This window comes from Pseudomonas spartinae (genome assembly GCF_965197125.1).
Classification (GTDB): domain Bacteria; phylum Pseudomonadota; class Gammaproteobacteria; order Pseudomonadales; family Pseudomonadaceae; genus Aquipseudomonas; species Aquipseudomonas composti_A.
Genome location: NZ_CBDAMB010000015.1, coordinates 95,295 through 115,130 on the forward strand (window position 1 = coordinate 95,295; position 19,836 = coordinate 115,130).

Genomic DNA, 19,836 nt, shown 5'->3' on the forward strand with positions numbered 1-19,836 from the left:
GCATGAAGCAGTTGCTCGACAGCGTTTGGATGCGCAGGGGAACCAGCTGGATTTGGGATGCGGAAGCATTGGCGCAGGTTTGTACTGCCAGTGAGGTCTGGAGCCTGAGGCAATTCATGCAGGCTGCCAGAAATTGGCCGGATGACCTGCCGAGCAACGACAACAATACCCTTGTGGTAGCCGGACTGGAGGGCAGCCTGGATGTACTCCCTCCTGACGAGGCCGAGGACTGGCTGGCAGCAGAAGTCAAGGGAGCCTTGCTTTCCTTCCAGAGCTATTACGAGGGGCAGGCAGCACTGGTGTTCTGGATGCCCTCCGGCGCTGGTCGGCTCACGACAAACCCGGCCAACGATGCGGTGGCCTGGCGTTGTGCGCATCCTCACTCTCAGGCCAGCCTGGATTTTGGCCGCGTACTCTGGGGAGAAGCCACCGATTACCCGCAGGAGATCCTCTTGCGTCAGGGGGCCAAAGCATCCGGCCTCTTCCATCTGCGGATTACCTGAGTCGTGACGATGAGCGCTGAGCTTCATTTCTCTCCCGGTGAGCAGATCACGCATTCCGAGTTTGGGCAGGGGGTTGTTACCGAGCCGCCTCGGGATGGATACCTGGGGGCGCTGTTTGTCGGCGTTGGTTTACGACGTGTCCCTGTTCACCTGGTCAGGCGTGAGCTGTCGCGCACCCAGCGCATTCTGCAGGCGGTTGCAGGTGGCAGCGAGCGTGCTCGCAAGGCCTGGCTGGCCTATGAGGCACACGCATTGCCAGCGATGGAGAGTGCTTCTGCACTGACCTCGGCCCGCATCGATCTTCTGCCCCACCAGGTAGTGCTGACCCACCGTATTGCCACCGCCTCGCCCAGGCGCTATCTGATTGCTGATGAGGTGGGGCTAGGCAAGACCATCGAAACGGCGCTGATCCTGCGCGAGCTGGCTAGCCGCGGGGAGCTGAACCGTGCCTTGATGGTGGTTCCTGCGGGCCTGGTGAACAATTGGCATCGCGAGCTGAACGACGTGTTCAATCTCGACTTCGAGGTATTCGGCTCGGAGGGCGACATCACCGACCGCAAGACCAATGCCTTCGCCAAGCACGACCGCTTGATCGCCAGCATCGATACCCTCAAGCGACCTGCACGCATCAAGCGCCTGTTGGAAGCCCCACGCTGGGATCTGGTGGTGTTCGACGAAGCGCACCACCTGACAGCTCATCGCAGTAGCGGAAACAAGGTCAAGAAAACCGAAAACTACAAGCTGGCCGAGGCACTGAAGAACCATGCTCGTGACTTGCTGCTGCTTTCTGCCACCCCTCACCAGGGCAATCACTTCCAATTCTGGATGCTGGTGCAGTTGCTCAACCCGACCCTGTTCAAAGGGCCGGAGGAGATGGTTGATCACCGATATCGGCTGAATACGGTGATGTTCCGCCGCACCAAGGCGGATGCCTGTCAACCGGATGGCACACCGCTGTTTGCTCGTCGCTGGGTGCATACAGAGTCGTTCGTGATGAACGAGGCAGAAAAGCGCTTCTATGAGCGCTTGCGTGAGTATCTGGAGGAAGGCTTTGACCTGGCCAATCGTCAGGGTAACCAGGGCCGGGCCTTGGGGTTCCTGATGGCCATCTTCCAGAAAATCGCGGCCTCAAGCTTTGCGGCTGTACGGCGTACCCTCAAGCGCCGCCTGTTGATGTTGACCCTGCATGAAGCGCTGCTGCGTGACAAGGATCTGGACATCGAGGGGCGTGAGCGGCTTTACGACGAAGCGCGTGAAATGATCCATGAGCAGTTCAATCTGTCACGCGACATCATCGGCCGCAGCGAGGTCGATCGTGTGATGGCAGATCTGCGCCATCGCCTGATCAAGAAGCTGGATGATGATGTCCTGGAAATGGCTTCCGATCCCTACGATAGCGAATATTCATCGACGCATTCGGAAGAGGCAGCTTCTGCCGTCGTTGAGCTTCACCTACCAGAGGAGCGCCTGCGAATTGGTGACCTGCTGGCCTCCTTCCCCCAGCAGCGGGAGACCAAGGCGCAAAAGCTGCTCGATGGCTTGGGTTACCTCTGGCGACAGAATCCTGAAGAAAAGGTAGTGATTTTCGCGACCTACCTGGGAACGGTAGAAATGATCTCCCAAGAAATCGAGGCGACCTACCCAGGCCAGGGTGTTGTCGTGCTTAGGGGCGGTGATCATGGGGCAAAAGTGGCTGCGGAGCGCCGCTTCCGTCAGAAGGATGGTCCGCGAGTGCTGGTGTGTACTGCAGCAGGACGCGAAGGGATCAACCTGCAATTCGCTCGTATCCTGTTCAATTTCGACCTGCCCTGGAACCCGATGGACGTAGAGCAACGTATCGGCCGCATCCACCGCTATGGGCAGAACCATACGGCACAGGTCTATAACCTGGTGCTCTCGGATACCATCGAGGGGCGGATTTTCCTGCTTCTGGATGAGAAACTCACCGAAATCGCTCGAACTGTCGGCAAGGTCGATGATCAAGGCAACGTAGCCGAAGATTTGCGCGCCCAGATCCTTGGTCAGCTCTCCGAACGGCTCAACTACGACCGTCTGTACCAGGAAGCGCTTTCCGACCCAACCCTGCGTCGTACTCAGGTGGAGCTCGAAGCGGCGCTCTCCAATTCCAGCGAGGCTCGCAAGGTTGTCTTCGATCTCTTTCAGGATCTGGAGGGCTTCAGCCTCGATGATTACCAGCCTTTCTCCGACGTGTCCTCCAGCATGGATCGTTTGGTGCGCTTCATGTCGTCGGCCCTGGCAGACCGCCAGCAGCGCTTGGTGAAGGTTGATGAAAATACCTGCGATCTCGTTGCCCAAGATGGCTCGCGCAAACTCCGTTTTACGCTGGATCGCGATATTGCCACCAGCAGTGACGATGTCGACTTGATGGGCCTTGACCACCCATTGGTACAGCAGGAGCTGGGACGTTGGCGCAGCCTGCCTCCGGAAGAGATCGGCATTGCCGTACAGGGAGACCAGGGTGAGCCTGTGCTGATGTCACTCTGGATGGTTGAAACCTCAACCAGCGCTGGTGAGCGTCGCGTGGTCTTGCAGCCAATAGCCGTGAAGGCAGATGGAACACGAGTCCCGACGGTCGAACGACAATGTGAGAAATACCTGCTGGCCGCCCCGGCCGCCCCCTGCTTCTCTCCCGAGCAGCGGCAGGAGCTGTTTTCACAGCTGGTAGAGCCTACTTTACAGCGCGAACTGAGACATAAAGGGGCGGCCAATGGCGATGGGAGCTATTCGGCTGAGCTGATCGGATATATCGAGATGGCTGGGTAGCTTTCTGACTACAGCCAGTGCCCCGGCACTTCGATCCCGTAGTTTTTCGCCACTGTCTGCAGCGTGGCGATGATCTCAGCATGCCTTGCCTGATCGACGGGCTGCCAGCTCGCATGGCGCTCCAGCAGGCCCTTTAGCTCGCCGAGGTTATACATGCCCAGGCGGTGGAAATTGCCCCAGCTGGGGATGCCAAACAGGTTGTAGATGACCACGGTAGCGTCGCGCTCGCTGGCCAGGCGCTTGTCGCCGGTCAGCTTCTCAGCAGCCTCTTCGGCTTCGTCGCGGTCGTCGTAGGTGTTGAGGAGTTTCATTCTCTATCGCTTGACTCTGGAGTACGTAACATACAAGCAGAGATTTTCACCTGCTTTGTGGCTTGTGTGGAGGGGTATCATGAAAATATTACGGTTAAGCGCGGTTATTGAGTCGACCGGGCTCGCTAGATCCACAATTTACAAATTTGTTGGAACGGGCGACTTTCCGAAGCCTGTACCATTGGTAGGGCGGAGCGTTGGTTGGCTTGAGAGTGAGATCCAGGAGTGGATTAAGGGCAGGCTTGTAGCGCGAGATATTAACCCTCGCCGATAACGTGATGCCGGCGAGTTTGATTACAATTCGCCGTTATCTTTCAACTTGTCGGCGATCCTGAAATAGATTGTCTTACCTTCGAGCTGAGCCCCGTCTGTTTATATCCTTGAGCTGCGCTCGAAACAGAAGTTTTGCTCCGCCTAGATGAGCTGCGGTGGGGCAGTTATGGAGATTAGAAATGGAAGTACGTTACTGGGAAGGAGGCCTGCTGCGGCATGAGGTCGAAGCTATCGAGAGCATGCGTAAGGCCTTCAAGGATGTGTCTCAACCTGAAAAATCAGATGCAGCCTCGCCAACGGCTGGTAAGTCTCTAGCTCAGCAGCTCAGTAATCTGTCTCTGAAAGGCAAGGGGGCAGATCAACCTTCTGGTATGTGGCCTTGGAAGGGGTATGCAGGGTTCCGTTTTGCAGACTCGCGCGGTAAAGAAGGCGAGTTCGATCTTGTCATTGTAACCCATAAGAACGTCATCATAGTCGAGCTGAAGCATTGGAATGGTGTTATCACCAGTCATGGTGGCAAGTGGTACCAGAATGGTGATGAGCGTGATCGCTCACCAATATCGGTTACTCAGAATAAAGTCTTTCTACTAAAGAAAAAGCTCAATGCAGTTAGGCAGCAATTCCCGAAGGGCATTGTGCCAAATATCAAATTTTGCGTGGTCTTGAGCGGTAAGTGTACGTTTGATCAGCTACCCGACAATGAGCGCGAGCATGTAATGCATCTCGATGACTTCTTGAAGCTGGCCAACGAGCGTCAATTTAATAATAGGTTTCGCCCGCATCCCGAGGCGGCAGGTCTGAATCAGTATTTTGATGTGTTTGATCAGCTGCTCAATCAGGGAAGTGTCAAACCGAAGGAACTCATGGTTGATGGGTTCCGAGCGCAGGGGGAGCCGATTTTCAAGCATCCCGGCGAGGTTTATGTTGAGTATGAGGCTGCAAACGAGAATAACAAGGCCGATCGTGCTCTTTTACGTTTGTGGGACTTCAATAAGCTCGATGATGTAGATGCCAAAACCCCAGAGGGGCGCTTCAAGATTCTTTCCAGGGAGCGGGATGTTCTGGTTTATCTGGGACAGCGGGATCATGAGTTGGCAAAACGTTGTCTGCGTCCTATCAGAAACCCCTCCGTGCAGTCCGTTACTCAAGAATTTTCTGAGCTGTGCGAGCTTCCGGCAAGTCACTACCGGCTCAACGAATTCATCAATCGATATGCGCAGAACTATGAGGAGAGTGAGCGGGTAAAGTTGGCCAAGATCTTGGTCGCGCAGTTCGCTACCATGCACGGATTTAAGGTCGCTCACCGTGATTTGGGCGACCATAGCGTATGGTTCTCGCCATCCAGCGCCATTGCTTTGTCCAACTTCATTGCAGCCTATCATCAGCCAGCAGGTACGGTTGGCCCACGTCGTGATCAACTGAGTATTGGCTCTATTGCTCTTCCAGAAGATCGTACTGATGAAGGGCACGGCGGTACGCCTTTCCACCGCGACGTTTTCGCGCTTGGACTCCTTTGCTGGCACTTGGCTCAAGCCAAGTCTTTACCTCTCAAGCTGAATGCCGATTACATCGATAGCGTTCGGGATGACATCTTGGATTCGGATACATGGTACTCAGGCGTTCTCGCCAAGGCGGTGGAGCACAATCCAAGCTCTCGCTACGCCAACGCCGGTGAGTTGCTGGACGAGTTGAACCAGGTAACGCCAGAAGATACAGCGCAGTTTGCTTTCGATCAGTCACAACTTGAACGTTTTTCCGCTTCAAGCGCTAGAATTTACAAAATTTACCCGGTGGATGAGGAAATCATTGATACCCCTGAGAAAGAGGTCTATCGGTCGGGTGATTGCATTGTAAAACTATGGCCTACGATCCATGCAGATGCTCCGCAGGCAGGGCAAGGTCCGTTGTTGCTCAGCTTTTTTGAAAAAATAGAATTGCTGAATAAAAGTGGCTATGAATTTTTGCCTAGGATTGATCAGTTTGGGTATGACAAGAGCGGTACTCCTTTTTTAGTTCAACAATTTATCGATGGCCAACACTGGAGCGAATTATCACAGCTGAGCTCGCGACGAGCCGAAGAGCTGATTCGTAATTTTATTTCTGCAGTTGAGTGTCTGCATGAGCAGCAGTTGACTCACGGAGATCTCCATCCTGGAAATATCAAAGTCGTAGTGCCAGTTGATGACGGGCAGTCCGTACAGCTTTACCTGCTAGATCTTCCGGATCTTACAGTTTCAGGAAGCGAACCTTTCAATAATCGATATAGCCCTCTAGCCGAAAGCTGCACACCTTTCGAGCGTGATAACTTTGCTGTCATGCGTATGGCTGTAGAGTTGCTCGGAATGGACTGGGATCAGCCAGATGAACATGATCTGCCTGAGCTGCGTAAGGCAATTAATGAGGAATTACAGAGCGATTCAGGCTTCGTTGCGCTAGACCGATTTAGTGATGCTCTTAATCGTGAATTTCGTCCGAAGCAAGCTAGAACAGTTATTACAGTCACCGTGCGCGGAAATGACTCTCTAGATTTCGCAATTTATCCTGACAATGGACGCCTTTTTGTCAGCATCAAGCCAGATGTAAAGGATGCCCATCAGGCTGTCGTTACGTTCAGCGGTGTGGGCGGAAGCTTTTCAGCTGCATATGAGAAGTCCTCGAAAGCCTTTGTGAGGGGATTCAAGCCTAGTCAGCAGGAGGCTGTTCCGCACTGGGTTGAGCGTAATGCAGATTTTGAAATTGATGTCGAAATTAATGTTGTTGTTGCAAATATTAGTAACCTCAAAGAGCTGTCAGACTTTATGGGGAATAATCTGGCGTTCGACGAGCTTGTTGCCAGTATTATGGATGCTGCCTGTGCTTCCTCAGTAAACCAGGAGGCCGGAGGTGCGCATAACTCCACCGATTTGGCTGCTGACAATGATATCAATGAAGAGCATGTCCCGGAGATAAAAACGAGGTCTATTCAGACAAGTAAAGTCTGGAAGGCTATTATGGATACAGAAGTCGAGGGGCTGCCAACGCTAGAGGTGTCGGGTGAGCCTGTCTTTAATAAAGAAAAAACTGGGCTCATGATTCCATATACAGCCAGTGGTGAGGTTTTAGAGTCGTTCGAGACTGATGATAAAATTAATCTCATCAAGAAGGATGGTGAAAAGCAAATCAATCTTGGTGAGATAGATCTTCGTAAGAGTACAAAGTCTGCTCTGTGTTTGGTGTACTCAGGAAAAACCAGAGCTGTTATTAAAGCTGATGATGTGCTCTATCTTCAAAGCAATAAGAACAGGTCCTCGTTGACCCGTCGAAAGCGCGCGATAGAGCGTATATTAGGTCGTCAATCAGTTGTAACAGGGCTGGTTGACTATTTTGACGAAGGCTGCAGTATAGTTCCTGAGCGATTTTCTGTGCCGCCAACTGAGGAAGGTTTCGCAGTCTACCAGCGAGAAACTTCAAGCGGGCAGACTATTGGCCTCAACGATGCACAGAAGGATGCTTTTTCAAAGTTGATAACAAATGGGCCAGTGGGTTTTTTGCAGGGGCCACCCGGTACCGGTAAGACTGAGTTTATTGCCGCATTCTGCCACTACCTGATAAGTGAAGAGGGTGCTAGGAATATCCTTCTTGTTAGCCAGTCGCATGAGGCTGTAAATACTGCGGCAGAGCGCATTCGTGCCCACTGCCGCAGATTGAATACCGATCTCGATGTTGTGCGTTTCAGCAACCGCGAACAGGTAGTCTCAGATGAGTTGCAGGATGTCTATTCCAAGTCGATTGTCACCCAGCAACAATCGAGCTTTAGCGCTGAACTAAAAAGGCGTTTGTCTCTGATGGCTCCCTCGCTTGGGGTTGGCGCCGGGTTTATCGCGAGCCTGGTTGAGCTTGAGTCGAGGATTCATGGACTGGTCAAAAGCATTGAGCGCCTGGATAAGGATCTGCAAGATGCTGGTGAGGGCACTCTCGAGTCTAAGCAATTGACCGCAAGCCTGAGTCGAATGCAAGAGGATCTGCTTGAGGCGCTTGCCAATGACTATGGTATCTCTGCAGCCCCAGAGTCTACTGCTCGGAATATGCTTGAGCAGGCCTATGCCAGTGTTACCGCCAGCCACGGTGTCAGGCCGCATGAATTTAAGCGTTGCATGGATCTGATCAAGCTGTCTGAGGAGTTGCTGCAACGTATTGCCACTGATGGCGCTAATTACGATGAGTTTCTGATGCGCGCCAGAACACTGGTCTGCGGTACCTGTGTAGGCGTCGGTCTACCGCATTTGAAACTTGCTGAAAACCGGTTTGACTGGGTCATTATCGATGAGGCTGCACGTTCTTCACCTAGCGAGCTGGCGATTGCCATGCAGGTGGGAAGCCGAATTCTGTTGGTAGGGGATCATCGGCAGCTTCCTCCAACCTATGCAGACGAGCATCTCAAGGCCATCGCCCGTGATTTGGGACTGCATAGTCAGTCAGACGAGTTTCGGCGGATCATGCGGAGCGATTTCGAGCGCGCTTTTGAGTCTGCTTATGGCCGAGGTGTCAGTGCCACACTTAAGGTTCAGTACCGTATGCAACCACCGATCGGAGATCTGGTTTCGGAGGTTTTCTACGGTGGTGAACTAATGACTGGTGCGCGGCCTGTGCCGGAATGCTTTTCGAATGCTCCAGATGTTATCGGTTCAATTGTAACTTGGTTGGATACGGGCGTTCTCGGGAAACAAGCTAATCACTCGGAGCAGCAAGGTAGTACCAGCTTGGTAAACCATGCTGAGGCAAACTCCATTATTAAGATGCTCAAAGATATTGAAAGTGACATGGAATTCAGCTCGGCATTAGTTGAGGAAATGACGGAAACCATGGAGCCTCCTATTGGGATCATCTGCATGTACTCTGAGCAGAAGAAGTTGGTTCGTAAAAAGTTTGCCGAGAAAACATGGTCGGAAGATTTCAAGAAATTGGTCAAGATTGACACTGTTGATAGTTACCAAGGAAAAGAAAACCGCATTGTCATTGTTTCTCTGACGCGATCCTCTGCAGACCTTTCTCCAGGCTTCTTGCGGTTGCCGAATCGAATAAATGTGGCAATGTCCCGAGCCATGGATCGTTTGGTTATTGTCGGTGACATGAGTATGTGGGCAGGGCGGAACGCGGATCTGCCGTTGGGTAAAGTTGCCACTTATATTCAAGAGCGTCAGGATGGTGAGCGCTACAGGATTACGTCGGTAGTAAATGCAAAAGGAGCTGCATGATGGCTGGTGAAGCTTTGGTTTTGTTTGAAGTTGATATCTGTGTGCCAGCGCAGCAGTTCAGAATTGAGTATTCTCTGATTGAGAAGGGGGGGCTTCCATTCGTTTCTGAGTTCTTGCTGCGTTTGTTGAAAGTCTCCCCTTTGATGTCGGCTGATATAGCTAGATACTTCGGTTTCACTTCGAAAGAGTTGAGTGCGGCACTGACACCCTTTTTCCAGAAGGGAGAGGTTTCTGTCCAGCCAGATGGGCGGATTAGTCTTTCAGAAAAAGGACTTCGACTCTTCTCAGGAAATGAAGACTCTCCCAGTGTCAGGTCTAGGCAGGACTATCGGCGATCATTCACTTTTGACTTGCTAACGTTCTCCTATCTTGGGGGGAAGATTCCATCGGCAAGTACAAGGCGAGCAGTTCTTCTAGATGCCGGTGTTGAAGTTAGGGCTGTTTCACAGCAAAGGGCGGTCGGTGCATTTCAGAATAATTTGCATGAGATATTTCGTCGCGGGGATTTGACAGGGAAGGATCAGCAAGACTCTGTTCCGGAGTTGTACAAAATAAGCGACGTGAGGAAAAGCTCAGACGTGTGCTTTCTTGTTGAGGAGGCGTTGTGCCTTGATGTTGATAGTCTCGATTTGAGTTTCGAGGTGAAAAAGGGAATAGCCGAGGAGGAGGAATATATTGGTCGTCGTGCATCTATGCTGCATAGCCTAAATGGACGCGAAAATTTCGATGATGTTGTTCGACTGGCAGATAGGTTAGGCGATTCAGAAACGATTGATGCTCTTTCGAGTGGAGTGATGGATTTCAGAGGAGTTGCTCAACGTGCTTTGTCGTTTGGCTTAGATGATCGCCGTGGTGACGTAAGAATTTATGGATCCCTACAGCTGAATAGAAATTGGGATCAGGTGTGTTCGTTATTGAAAAAGCACCATGAGAAAATTTCTGATTCTGAGCGTGAAGTTGCTACCAGACTTACCTGGCTCGCTCCGTGCTCCCATGGATTGTGGGGTAAAAGCTCTCGCCATGGTCAAGCTTTAAGTAAGTTCGTTGAGTATGCGGGTTTAAAAAGCAAACGAAATGACCGGCATGCTTTTGAGGCAGAGATTCTGATTCCCCTGTCGTCTAGCAAGGATTGGCAGTCGAAAAAGGCTGCAAATAACGATTGCGCAGAAGCGAAAGAGTATTTGCACGGTTTTGTCGAGTCTGAAACCTTGGCGCCTCTAGAGGTCTTTATGCTGAGCGGCTGTTTTGCAGTTGTTATCTATCATCTTGTGGTGCCTGACCGTTACCCTGTACCAATTCCGTTTGGATTTATTACTGAAGACCCAGCTCGCGTGAGGAGTATTGAGGGGCTAGTTAGGTCTGTTCTTGATGAGTACAGCTTTGAGAATAAGCCAAGGTACTTGGGCGGCTTGGCAGATCTGGGCAGGAATTTGTAGTGGTGTTGATGGTCCGCTCTTTGCTGTCAGTGACTGCCGCGCTTTGTGAACGCCGTGCCATGCTTTTGTTGTAAAGTGCAACCAAGCATTTGCAGTAGCAGGGATCGCGTAAGGGATGTCATCAGTTCCCCAACCCAAGAGCTTGGTCATCGATCTGGAGGTCGCTCCCGGAAAGGAGGGGTATCCAGATCGTATCTTTAAGGTCGGGGCAGCGCGGCCTGACCTCGGTGTCGAGCTTGATCGTAAGGTCTCGAAAAATCTCCCCGAGATTCTTGCTGAAGTCGATGCGCTGTCCGATGGTGCTGGCTTTCTTCTGGGGCATAACGTCATCGAACATGACTTGCCCATCCTCAAGCAGCAGGCACCTGCGCTTGCTCTACATTCTCTGCCAGTCATCGATACCTTAAGACTATCCCCCCTGGCCTTTCCGCAGAACCCGTATCACCGGCTGGTCAAGGATTACAAACTCATCCGGGACAGCCTCAACTCGCCGCTTGCAGACTGTCGTTCAACGCTGATTCTGTTTAGAGATCAGCGGGATGCATTTGCGCAGTTAAATGAGACCAATCGTGCTGAGCTGCTCTGCTATCAGGCATTGCTTGCCCCAAGCATAAAAAGCGATCTGGGATCATTCTTCGCTTCGCTAACTGGGCAGACTGCAGTTCCGATTTCGGATCTGCAGCGGCTCATTCCGAGTCTGTTGGCGGAAACCGATCCATCATTGGATCGTGATCTGAAGGTATGTAGAGCTCGACTGGAAGCTCTCCTGGCTGAGGACCTTGAGCAGACGGATTTGCATCTGCCCTTGGCCTATGCCCTTGCGTGGTTGAGAGTGTCGGGGGGCAACTCTGTCCTTGCGCCTTGGGTGCGGCATCAGTTCTCTGCTGTTGGGCGATTGATTACTGAGCTCCGGGATGTTCCCTGCGGCCGTTCAGACTGCCGCTACTGCTGCACGACCCACGATCCGCGCCATGAGCTGAAGCGCTACTTCGGCTTTGCTGATTTCCGCTACGAACGCCCCGGCCAAAGCCTGCAACACGATGTGGTTCTCGCAGGCATGCAGGGCAGACATGTTCTCGCGATCCTGGCAACCGGTGGTGGTAAATCGCTGTGTTACCAACTGCCGGCGCTGAATCGTTTTCATCGCAACGGCAGCCTGACCATCATCATTTCGCCTCTACAGTCGCTGATGAAGGATCAGGTTGACGGGCTTCTTGAGCGAAATGTGCAGTGTGCTGCGACGCTCAATGGCCTGCTGACCATGCCTGAGCGTGCGGATGTGCTGGAGAAGGTCCAGATGGGCGATGTCGGCATTCTGCTGGTATCTCCTGAGCAGTTCCGCAACAAGGCTTTCCGGCGTGCGATACGCCAGCGCCAGATCGGCGCTTGGATTTTCGATGAGGCCCACTGCTTGTCGAAGTGGGGCAACGATTTCCGTCCAGATTACATGTACGCCTCGCGCTTCATTCGCGAGCACACAGGCAATCAACCCCTGGCCCCCATTGGCTGCTTCACTGCAACGGCTAAGCCGGATGTGTTGGCTGATATCCGGGCGCATTTTAAGGAAGGTCTCGGGATTGAGTTTGATCAGTTCCTGGGGACTCATGAGCGGACGAATCTTAGCTTTGAAGTGCTGCCCTGCAGTCGTGGCGAGAAATGGCCAAGAACCCATCAATTGCTTGAGGATCACCTCGGCGGCCAGGACGGTGGTGCGGTCGTTTTCGTTGCAAGTCGCAAGGGCGCTGAAGAGCTTTCAGAGTTTCTAGTCGGGCAGGGATGGCCGTGCCGCCATTTCCACGCCGGGATTGAACCCAATGACAAGAAGGATATCCAGGACGACTTCAAGGCTGGGCGGCTCCGCATCATCGTCGCCACCAATGCCTTTGGCATGGGCGTCGACAAGTCCGATATCCGCCTGGTAGTTCACGCAGACATTCCTGGTTCGCTGGAGAACTACCTTCAAGAGGCCGGCAGGGCAGGGCGTGACCAGGATGCAGCACGCTGTGTGCTGCTTTATGACTCGCAGGATATTGAGACCCAATTTGGATTGTGCGAGCGCTCCAAGCTCAGCCTCCGTGACATCCAACAAATTCTCCGCAAGTTGCGTTTCGAGTATGCCAGGCGTAAGGGCGGCGAGCTGGTCATCACCGCCGGCGAGATTCTCATGGATGAGACCGTCGAGACCTCGTTCGACGCTGACGACAGTGATGCTGAAACCAAAGTGGTCACCGCGGTTGCCTGGCTGGAGCGGGGGCAATACCTCAAGCGAGAAGAAAACAGTACACAGATTTTTCCGGCTCGCCTGAGTCTGAGCGAAGCGGACGCCGAGCAGCGTTTGCTCAAGGCCAATCTGTCGGAGCGGCGCCGTGAAGAGTTCGGCGCAATTCTGGAATACCTCTACCAGGCTGAGGCCGATGAGCGGGTGAATACTGACAACCTGATGTCGCTCACCAGCCTGACTTCTGAGGAAGTTGTTAGCACTCTCAAGCAGATGGAGGAGCTGGGCCTACTCGTCAACGACACCCAACTGACCGTATTGCTGCGTCACGGCGTAGTGGACGCCTCCATTCAACGGCTGGAGCAGACCCTTGCATTAGAGGGAGCGCTGTTGGAGGTACTCAGCGAGCTGGCGCCAGATGCCGAGGATGGCAGTTGGCAGGATCTCAATCTCGCGGCTCTGACAGCAGGGCTCAAAACCAGACTAGAGCGTGGGGATGTCATCCCGTTGCAGGTGCTTCGCCTACTGCGAAGTCTCTCTCAAGATCGTGAAAGCAACAGCCAGCCACGCAGCAGTTTTGAGCTTAAACAGGTCAATCACGACTACATCAAGCTTAAAGTTCAAGGTAGGTACAGCTGGTCGCAGATTGAACGCTTTGGTGAAAAGCGCCGAGTCATTGCCAGCAAGCTGCTTCAATTCTTGATCGGAAAGCTGGCTCCGGCCTCCAAGGGCAAAGATCTGATGGTGCAATCCACCTTCGGTGAGCTGGTGGGTGTGATCGAGTCGGATCTGGAGCTCTCACAGGTCATCCCCCCCAACCAGCGGCAGCGAGCAATTGAGCATGTGCTGTTATACCTGCATAAGCAGGAGGTGCTGACGCTCAACCACGGGATGACTGTGATGCGTCGAGCAATGACCATTGAGGTAAACGCAGACAAGAAGGGCAGCTACCTCAAAGACGATTACCTGCGTCTCGATGAGCATTACAGCGAAAAGCGTATCCAGGTCCATGTGATGCGTGAGTATGCCGAGGTCGCGCTCGGCGCTATGGCGAGTGCGCTGGAGCTGGTGCTGCACTATTTCACGGACTCAAAAGATGCTTTCTTGCAGCGCTATTTCGCTGGCCGCGAAGAGGTGCTTAAGCATGCCACCAGTGAAGAGTCCTGGAAATCCATCGTTGAGGATCTGAGCACTCAACAGCGACTCATTGTGGTCGATGACGACGACGTTAATCGCTTGGTGTTGGCAGGGCCAGGGTCTGGCAAAACTCGCGTAATCGTTCACCGTATTGCGTACCTGCTGCGTATTCGACGGGTTCCTGCCAATGCAATTGTGGCGTTGACCTTCAATCGGCATGCGGCCAATGAAATACGAAGGCGCCTCTTGAGCCTGGTCGGAGCTGATGCCTACGGCGTCAGCGTCATGACTTACCACAGCATGGCCATGCGGCTGACCGGCACTCGTTTTGAGCGTAGGGATGTTGTCGACGAGGGGGCTCTTAAACAGGTTCTGGAGGACGCTGTTGAGCTTTTGGAGGGCAAGGGAACAGCCGATGGCGAGGACGACCTGCGAGAGCAGTTGTTGCGTGGCTACCGCTACATCTTGGTTGATGAATACCAAGACATCGATGCTCTGCAATACCGTTTGGTGAGTGCGCTTGCCGGTAGGCAGTCCAGTGAGGAAGGGCGTTTGTGCATTCTGGCGGTAGGCGATGATGATCAGAACATCTACGCCTGGCGCGATACCAACAACCGCTACATCGAGCGCTTTCGCGAGGATTACTCTGCTGCTACCAGTTACCTCGTCGAGAACTATCGTTCGACTCAGAGCATCATTGCGGCTGCAAATCACCTGGTTGGTAACAACCCCGGGCGCTTGAAAGCGTCCTATCCGATCCGAATCAACCGCGAGCGCCAGTCAGATCCTCTCGGGGGACAGTGGCAGGCGCTTGATTCAGGTCGCTCTGGACGGGTTGCACGATTGGCAATTGATCCCAGCGATAGAGCTGTTGGCAACCTTCAGGCGCAGGCTGCTATACGCGAACTCAAGCGACTGCTGGCATTGGAAGAGGGTAGCTGGAGTGGATGCGCCATTCTTGCCCGTACCCATCAGTATCTGTGGCCAGTCCAGGCGCTTTGCGAGCTTGCCGGAGTTCCGTACTTTCTGGCCTCGGATAAAGATAGTGCGCCGCCCATCACTCGGCAGCGTGATTTCGTGGCGGTTGTTGATCGACTTCGAGAAGTCAATGAGGCGCTTTCGGCTGCTATGGCGTGGCAGCAGGTGTCTGCGGGAGTGGGTGAGAGCTGGTGTAACTTTTTCAGGGAGGCTTTCACCCAATTGCAGGTCGAGCTCGGTGAGTGCCAGCTCAACAGTGCTGCAATCGTGGACTGGCTCTATGACTACGCCCGGGAGATGCGGCAGCAGACCAAGAGTGGCCTGTATCTGGGCACAGTGCATTCAGCGAAAGGCCTAGAGTTCAGGCATGCCGTTTTGCTTGATGGTGGATGGAATGTACAGACTGAGGGACTTAACGATGAGCGCCGGTTGTACTACGTGGGCATGACGCGCGCAGAGCAGACACTGACTCTGTGTGAGTTCAGTGCAGCGAATCCTTTCAGTGGGAGTTTGTCGGCTGACATCGTGCAGCAGACCTTCACCGGCGATTACAACCCAGCTTTGGAGCGGCGTTATCTGCAGCTCAGTTTGAAGGACATTGATATTGGCTTTGCCGGACGTAGCCCTGTAACAGACCCTATCCATGAGGCACTGAGGTCCCTGGAGCCGGGGGCGACGCTGAAGCTTGAGCAGCGAGGCGAGCGTTATGTGATTCTGGACGACCAGGGGCGGGTTGTCGGGCGGACTTCTCAGTCCTTTAGGCTGGATCTTGAGGTTGAACAGTGCGAGGTTGCGGGTGTGGTAGTTCGGTTCCAAGAGGACAGCGAGGAGCAGTATCGGTCTCTTCAGAGGTGCGAGCGCTGGGAGATTGTTGTTCCAAGGCTCTGTGGCGTGCCACAGCCTGCGTTATAGGGCCAGGGATCGTGCCCTGAGTTGATTACGGAGACTGTTAATGACAGCGCATGCCCCCCTTATCTCTACTCAGGATGATCTCTTCCACGAGGAGGTATCGCTGTTGCTTCCAGAGCGCTTTGCAATCAACTGCAAGGTACTCGATAACCCCGTTCGACAACTTGAAAGTCCAGAAAAGCGTGAGCTCTGCCGGTTGCGGCCGTTCTCAGTTCGTCAAATTGCGGGCTATGAAGCGACCTTACAAACCGGCGAGATTCTGAGGATTATCAGCGCTAAGACTGCAACTCAACTCAATGCAGATTTGGTTCTACTGATTGCTGGGGCTTCAGATCCTGCAGAAATTTCTCTGGCACTTGAGCGAGGTGAAGGCCGTTGGGTGGGCAACACCACGATCGACTTAAGCACACTCGATGCAGTTGCTCGGAAATCAAGACTCGAAGCAATTACGGCCTCTTGGGACGACGCCTTTCAACTCCGTGAAAGCCGCCTAGCTAAGGGGGACAGGCCCGCTACACCAGGGTTACGCCGCCCCCAAATTGGAGCGCTGCATGCCTCGCTCGCCCACCTCACGCGATCAGGTTCACCTGCCACTATTGTCATGCCAACAGGTACCGGCAAGACGGAAACTATGCTCGCGCTGAATGCTCACCAGCGTTTCGAGCGATTGTTGGTTGTAGTACCGAACGACGCGTTACGTGAGCAAATCGCCGGGAAGTTTGAAACCTTTGGTGTGCTCAGGCGTCAGGAGTGCCTCAGCTCAAGAGCTGACTACCCAGTAGTAATGCGCCTTTGCCACATTCCCACCGCGGTGGATGAAGTGGATCAGATCTTTGGCAGCGCCAATGTGGTGGTGACTACCATGCAGATTGCTGGTCGCGCCGACGCCCAGATCCAGGAGCGTATGGCTGATCACGCATCCGCTCTCTTCATCGATGAGGCCCACCACATTGCGGCCCCGACCTGGGCGAGATTCCGCAGCCTCTTCGTCGATCGTGAACTGCCTTTACCTATTTTCCAGTTCACTGCCACTCCGTTCCGAGAAGATGGGCGACGAGTCGATGGCGAGTTCATCTATACCTATCCGCTCAAGAAAGCGCAGGTAGAAGGCTACTTTAAGCCGATTCGCTTTGAGGCGATCTTTGGCCTGGATCAATCCGAGGCCGATGAGGCGATCGCCGAAAAGCTCGGTGAGATTCTGCAAGACGATCTCAGCCTTGGTCTAAACCACTTGGCTATGGCGCGGTGCTCCACAATTGAGCGCGCCAAGAAGCTTCATCAGCTCTATAGCCGACGGTTCCCACAACATAATCCTGTCCTGGTTCACAGCAACCAGTCCGCACGGGAAAGGCGTGCAAGCCTTGCGGCGCTGCGTCGTTTCGACAGCCGAATTATCGTGTGTGTTGACATGCTGGGAGAGGGTTTCGATTTGCCGGAGCTCAAGATCGCCGGCCTGCACGACCCGCATAAAAGCGTTGCGGTCACTATTCAGTTCGTGGGTCGGTTCACGCGACAGGATCCCAGGCTCGGCGATGCAACAGTAATCGCTAACACTGGTGTGGATGACATCGACCGCTCGTTGGCGAAGCTCTATGCGGAGGATGCCGATTGGAATACGTTGGTCGAGGCGCTGAGTTCTGCGCGGATCGAACGACAGGTGCGGCGTGCGGAAATGTTCCGGGGTTTCACGGGGGACCTTTGCGATATTCCTCTGCAGACCCTGGAGCCAAAAATGAATGCTGTCGCTTATAGGACGACATGCGAAATTTGGGATCCACTGCAAGTAGAGGACCTCTTCCCTGCCGGCGTTTATCGAGGCATGAAGCTCAATCAGCAGCGCCGAGTCGCCATATTCGTTACGCGCAATGAAGAACAGGCCGGCTGGACTACAGCTCAGCAAGCTACCAATGTCATCTGGGATCTGCACATGATGCATTGGGATGAGGACGCTGGACTCCTGTTCATTAGTAGCTCCACGAAGGGCCCTCATGACAAGCTTGCCAAGGCTATCTGTGGCGACAGCTCTCGCCGAATCGAGGGTGAAGATGTGTTTCGAAGTCTTCATGGCTTCAAAAGGCTGATCCTGCGCAACCTGGGACTCACCCATCATCAGGGTCGCGGAGTACGCTATTCCATGTACATGGGCGTTGATGTCGCTGACGGCCTCGACACCGCAAAGCAGTCGAGAATCAAGAACAACGTCTTTGCTACCGGCTTTCTTGATGGTGTACCGGCCATTCGTGGTTGCTCGGTGAAGGGTAAGTTCTGGTCGATCACTCCAGTCCGTGATCTGACCGATTGGGTGGATTGGTGCCAGGGAATCGGTCGGTTGGTGAGCGATTCCGGAATTACCACTGATGAAGTGTTCAAGAGTGCGATGCGGCCTCGCCTTATCAGCGAGAGACCTACGGCACCTCCCGTCGCAATTCACTGGCCGGAGTCGCTTATGACACAGATCGAAGAGCGTATAGAAATCAGTTTCGATGGCCAGGTTGTCCCGTTCGCCGAATGCGATATCGAGCTTATCAGTCATGAGAGGACCGGCCCGCTGCGGTTCGCCGTGACCAGCGACGCCCATGCCGCCGAGTTTGAAATCGAGTTCAACGATGGGGGAGCCCGCTATCCACAGCGAGTGGGGCCGGAGGCAACCATTAAGATTGGCAGTGCCGCGAAGACGTTATCTGAGTCGTTCGGAGACGATGCGCCTCAGATCGACTTTGGCGATGGGTCGCTTCTGATCTACAGCCATCTCTACGCGCTGCCTGACGGTGTGTCTGTTGAGCCGTACCCAACTGACAAGATTGTTGAGTGGGATTGGTCCACAACCAATATACGGGCCGAATCTCAAGGTGCAGAGAAACGCCCCGACTCTGTCCAGCGTAAGGTCATTGAATACTTGCTCTCCGATGGCAACTTATATGACCTGATTTTTGACGATGATGGGAAAGGGGAAATTGCTGACGTGGTTTCTCTGCGTGTCACTGACAGCTTAGTGCAGGTCACGCTCTACCATTGCAAGTTTTCAGGCAGCGATACCCCTGGATCTCGCCTCGGAGATCTCTACGAGGTCTGCGGGCAAGCGCAGAAATCTGCTAGGTGGCGCGATCGCCCGAATCGCATGTTTGCTCACATGCTGAAGCGAGAGAAGCGTCGTCTCGAAATGGGGAAGAGCTCTCGCTTCGAGCTGGGAACTGCAGCATCGCTCAAGAAGCTGAAGGCAAGCTGGCAAGACTATCGCTATGAGTTCGACGTTCGCATTGTACAACCAGGGTTATCGCGCTCTGCGGTTAATGAAGAGGGATTGCATCTGTTGGCTGGGGTTGAAACGTATTTATTAGAAACCCGTGCGATGAAGCTTCGGGTTATTGGCAGTGCATGATCTGCCATGGCATGACCTCCGCTGACCGCAATGTTTGGAGGCTACTTGGCCTTTGCGACCATTAACTCAGACTAGCGAGTCAATTCATCGGTGCTTTGGGGAGTCCAGTAGCTGAATCTAGCCAGCTGCGATTACCAGCTTGTTTGCCGTTTTAGCTTGGTGCTCTTCGGGTAGAGAGGCATGAAAAATCTCAGCTAAGTCGGTGATGTTCAAGTCAAGAAAACTGTTCCGGTTTACTGGCCTGTACACACGGATTTCTCCAGTCTGCTGGGAGGGAGGGGGCTTTATGGGGGCGGGTTCTAGTTTTATAGATCACACAACCATTCAACCAGATAGCTATCTACCATCCAGTCGATACCTCTATCCCTGAGAGCAGCTACTCGTCATCCCTCCAGCGATAGCTGCACGATCGCCTGAGAAACGCTGTTGCTGTGTAGGACAGCAACAGCTTATGGCCGCTCAGTGTGAGTAATTAAAAACAACCAATGCACTTGGTGTGTATCAACCACACAGGTGCATCGTCATGCTCAACCGTACCGCTACCAAACGTAAGCGTCCAGCCAAGTCACCTTCCGAACTCCAGCATTAAGGGCGATGGTGTCCGCGTATTTTTAAGCGGACGCGATAGCCCTTATCGCCGGGATTCCCATGCGCCAACGAAGCTCTTACCCCAA

8 protein-coding genes are annotated in these 19,836 nt (G+C 53.5%); 7 read left to right on the forward strand and 1 reads right to left on the reverse strand.

The annotated features are described in order from the left end of the window. Positions 1-2: 2 nt before the first annotated feature. On the forward strand, positions 3-503 hold the full coding sequence (locus ACN8M7_RS23665; protein WP_490262350.1) for a hypothetical protein: 501 nt from the start codon (positions 3-5) through the stop codon (positions 501-503). Positions 504-512: 9 nt separating this feature from the next. Next, complete coding sequence (locus ACN8M7_RS23670; protein ID WP_316915899.1) at positions 513-3,287, forward strand: DEAD/DEAH box helicase; 2,775 nt, start codon at positions 513-515, stop codon at positions 3,285-3,287. 8 nt (positions 3,288-3,295) lie between these two features. Here ACN8M7_RS23670 and ACN8M7_RS23675 read toward each other — a convergent pair whose 3' ends face one another. Continuing rightward, complete coding sequence (locus ACN8M7_RS23675; protein ID WP_490262351.1) at positions 3,296-3,598, reverse strand: hypothetical protein; 303 nt, start codon at positions 3,596-3,598, stop codon at positions 3,296-3,298. 79 nt (positions 3,599-3,677) lie between these two features. Between ACN8M7_RS23675 and ACN8M7_RS23680 the strand changes: the two genes are divergently transcribed. The 5 genes from ACN8M7_RS23680 to ACN8M7_RS23700 all read left to right on the forward strand — a co-directional run bounded on the left by ACN8M7_RS23680 (position 3,678) and on the right by ACN8M7_RS23700 (position 19,162). Continuing rightward, entirely contained in the window at positions 3,678-3,872 is a 195-nt protein-coding gene (locus tag ACN8M7_RS23680; RefSeq protein ID WP_316915897.1) for an AlpA family transcriptional regulator, read from the forward strand. 178 nt (positions 3,873-4,050) lie between these two features. Next, on the forward strand, positions 4,051-9,105 hold the full coding sequence (locus tag ACN8M7_RS23685) for an AAA domain-containing protein (RefSeq protein WP_490262352.1): 5,055 nt from the start codon (positions 4,051-4,053) through the stop codon (positions 9,103-9,105). Next, entirely contained in the window at positions 9,102-10,541 is a 1,440-nt protein-coding gene (locus ACN8M7_RS23690; RefSeq protein WP_490262353.1) for a hypothetical protein, read from the forward strand. The genes ACN8M7_RS23685 and ACN8M7_RS23690 overlap by 4 nt, the downstream gene beginning before the upstream one ends. Before the next feature lie 115 nt (positions 10,542-10,656). Continuing rightward, entirely contained in the window at positions 10,657-15,786 is a 5,130-nt protein-coding gene (locus tag ACN8M7_RS23695; protein ID WP_490262354.1) for a RecQ family ATP-dependent DNA helicase, read from the forward strand. A 40-nt stretch (positions 15,787-15,826) separates the two neighbouring features. After that, positions 15,827-19,162 carry a DEAD/DEAH box helicase gene (locus ACN8M7_RS23700; RefSeq protein ID WP_490262355.1) on the forward strand — a complete coding sequence of 1,112 codons (3,336 nt, stop codon included), beginning with the start codon at positions 15,827-15,829 and terminating at the stop codon, positions 19,160-19,162. The last annotated feature ends 674 nt before the right edge of the window (positions 19,163-19,836 follow it).

Coding starts and splice junctions, on each gene's coding strand:
- ACN8M7_RS23675 (WP_490262351.1), bottom strand. CDS start 3,598: ATGAAACTCCTCAACACCTACGACGACCGCGACGAAGCCGAAGAGGCT.
- ACN8M7_RS23700 (WP_490262355.1), top strand. CDS start 15,827: ATGACAGCGCATGCCCCCCTTATCTCTACTCAGGATGATCTCTTCCAC.
- ACN8M7_RS23680 (WP_316915897.1), top strand. CDS start 3,678: ATGAAAATATTACGGTTAAGCGCGGTTATTGAGTCGACCGGGCTCGCT.
- ACN8M7_RS23685 (WP_490262352.1), top strand. CDS start 4,051: ATGGAAGTACGTTACTGGGAAGGAGGCCTGCTGCGGCATGAGGTCGAA.
- ACN8M7_RS23695 (WP_490262354.1), top strand. CDS start 10,657: ATGTCATCAGTTCCCCAACCCAAGAGCTTGGTCATCGATCTGGAGGTC.
- ACN8M7_RS23670 (WP_316915899.1), top strand. CDS start 513: ATGAGCGCTGAGCTTCATTTCTCTCCCGGTGAGCAGATCACGCATTCC.
- ACN8M7_RS23690 (WP_490262353.1), top strand. CDS start 9,102: ATGATGGCTGGTGAAGCTTTGGTTTTGTTTGAAGTTGATATCTGTGTG.
- ACN8M7_RS23665 (WP_490262350.1), top strand. CDS start 3: ATGAAGCAGTTGCTCGACAGCGTTTGGATGCGCAGGGGAACCAGCTGG.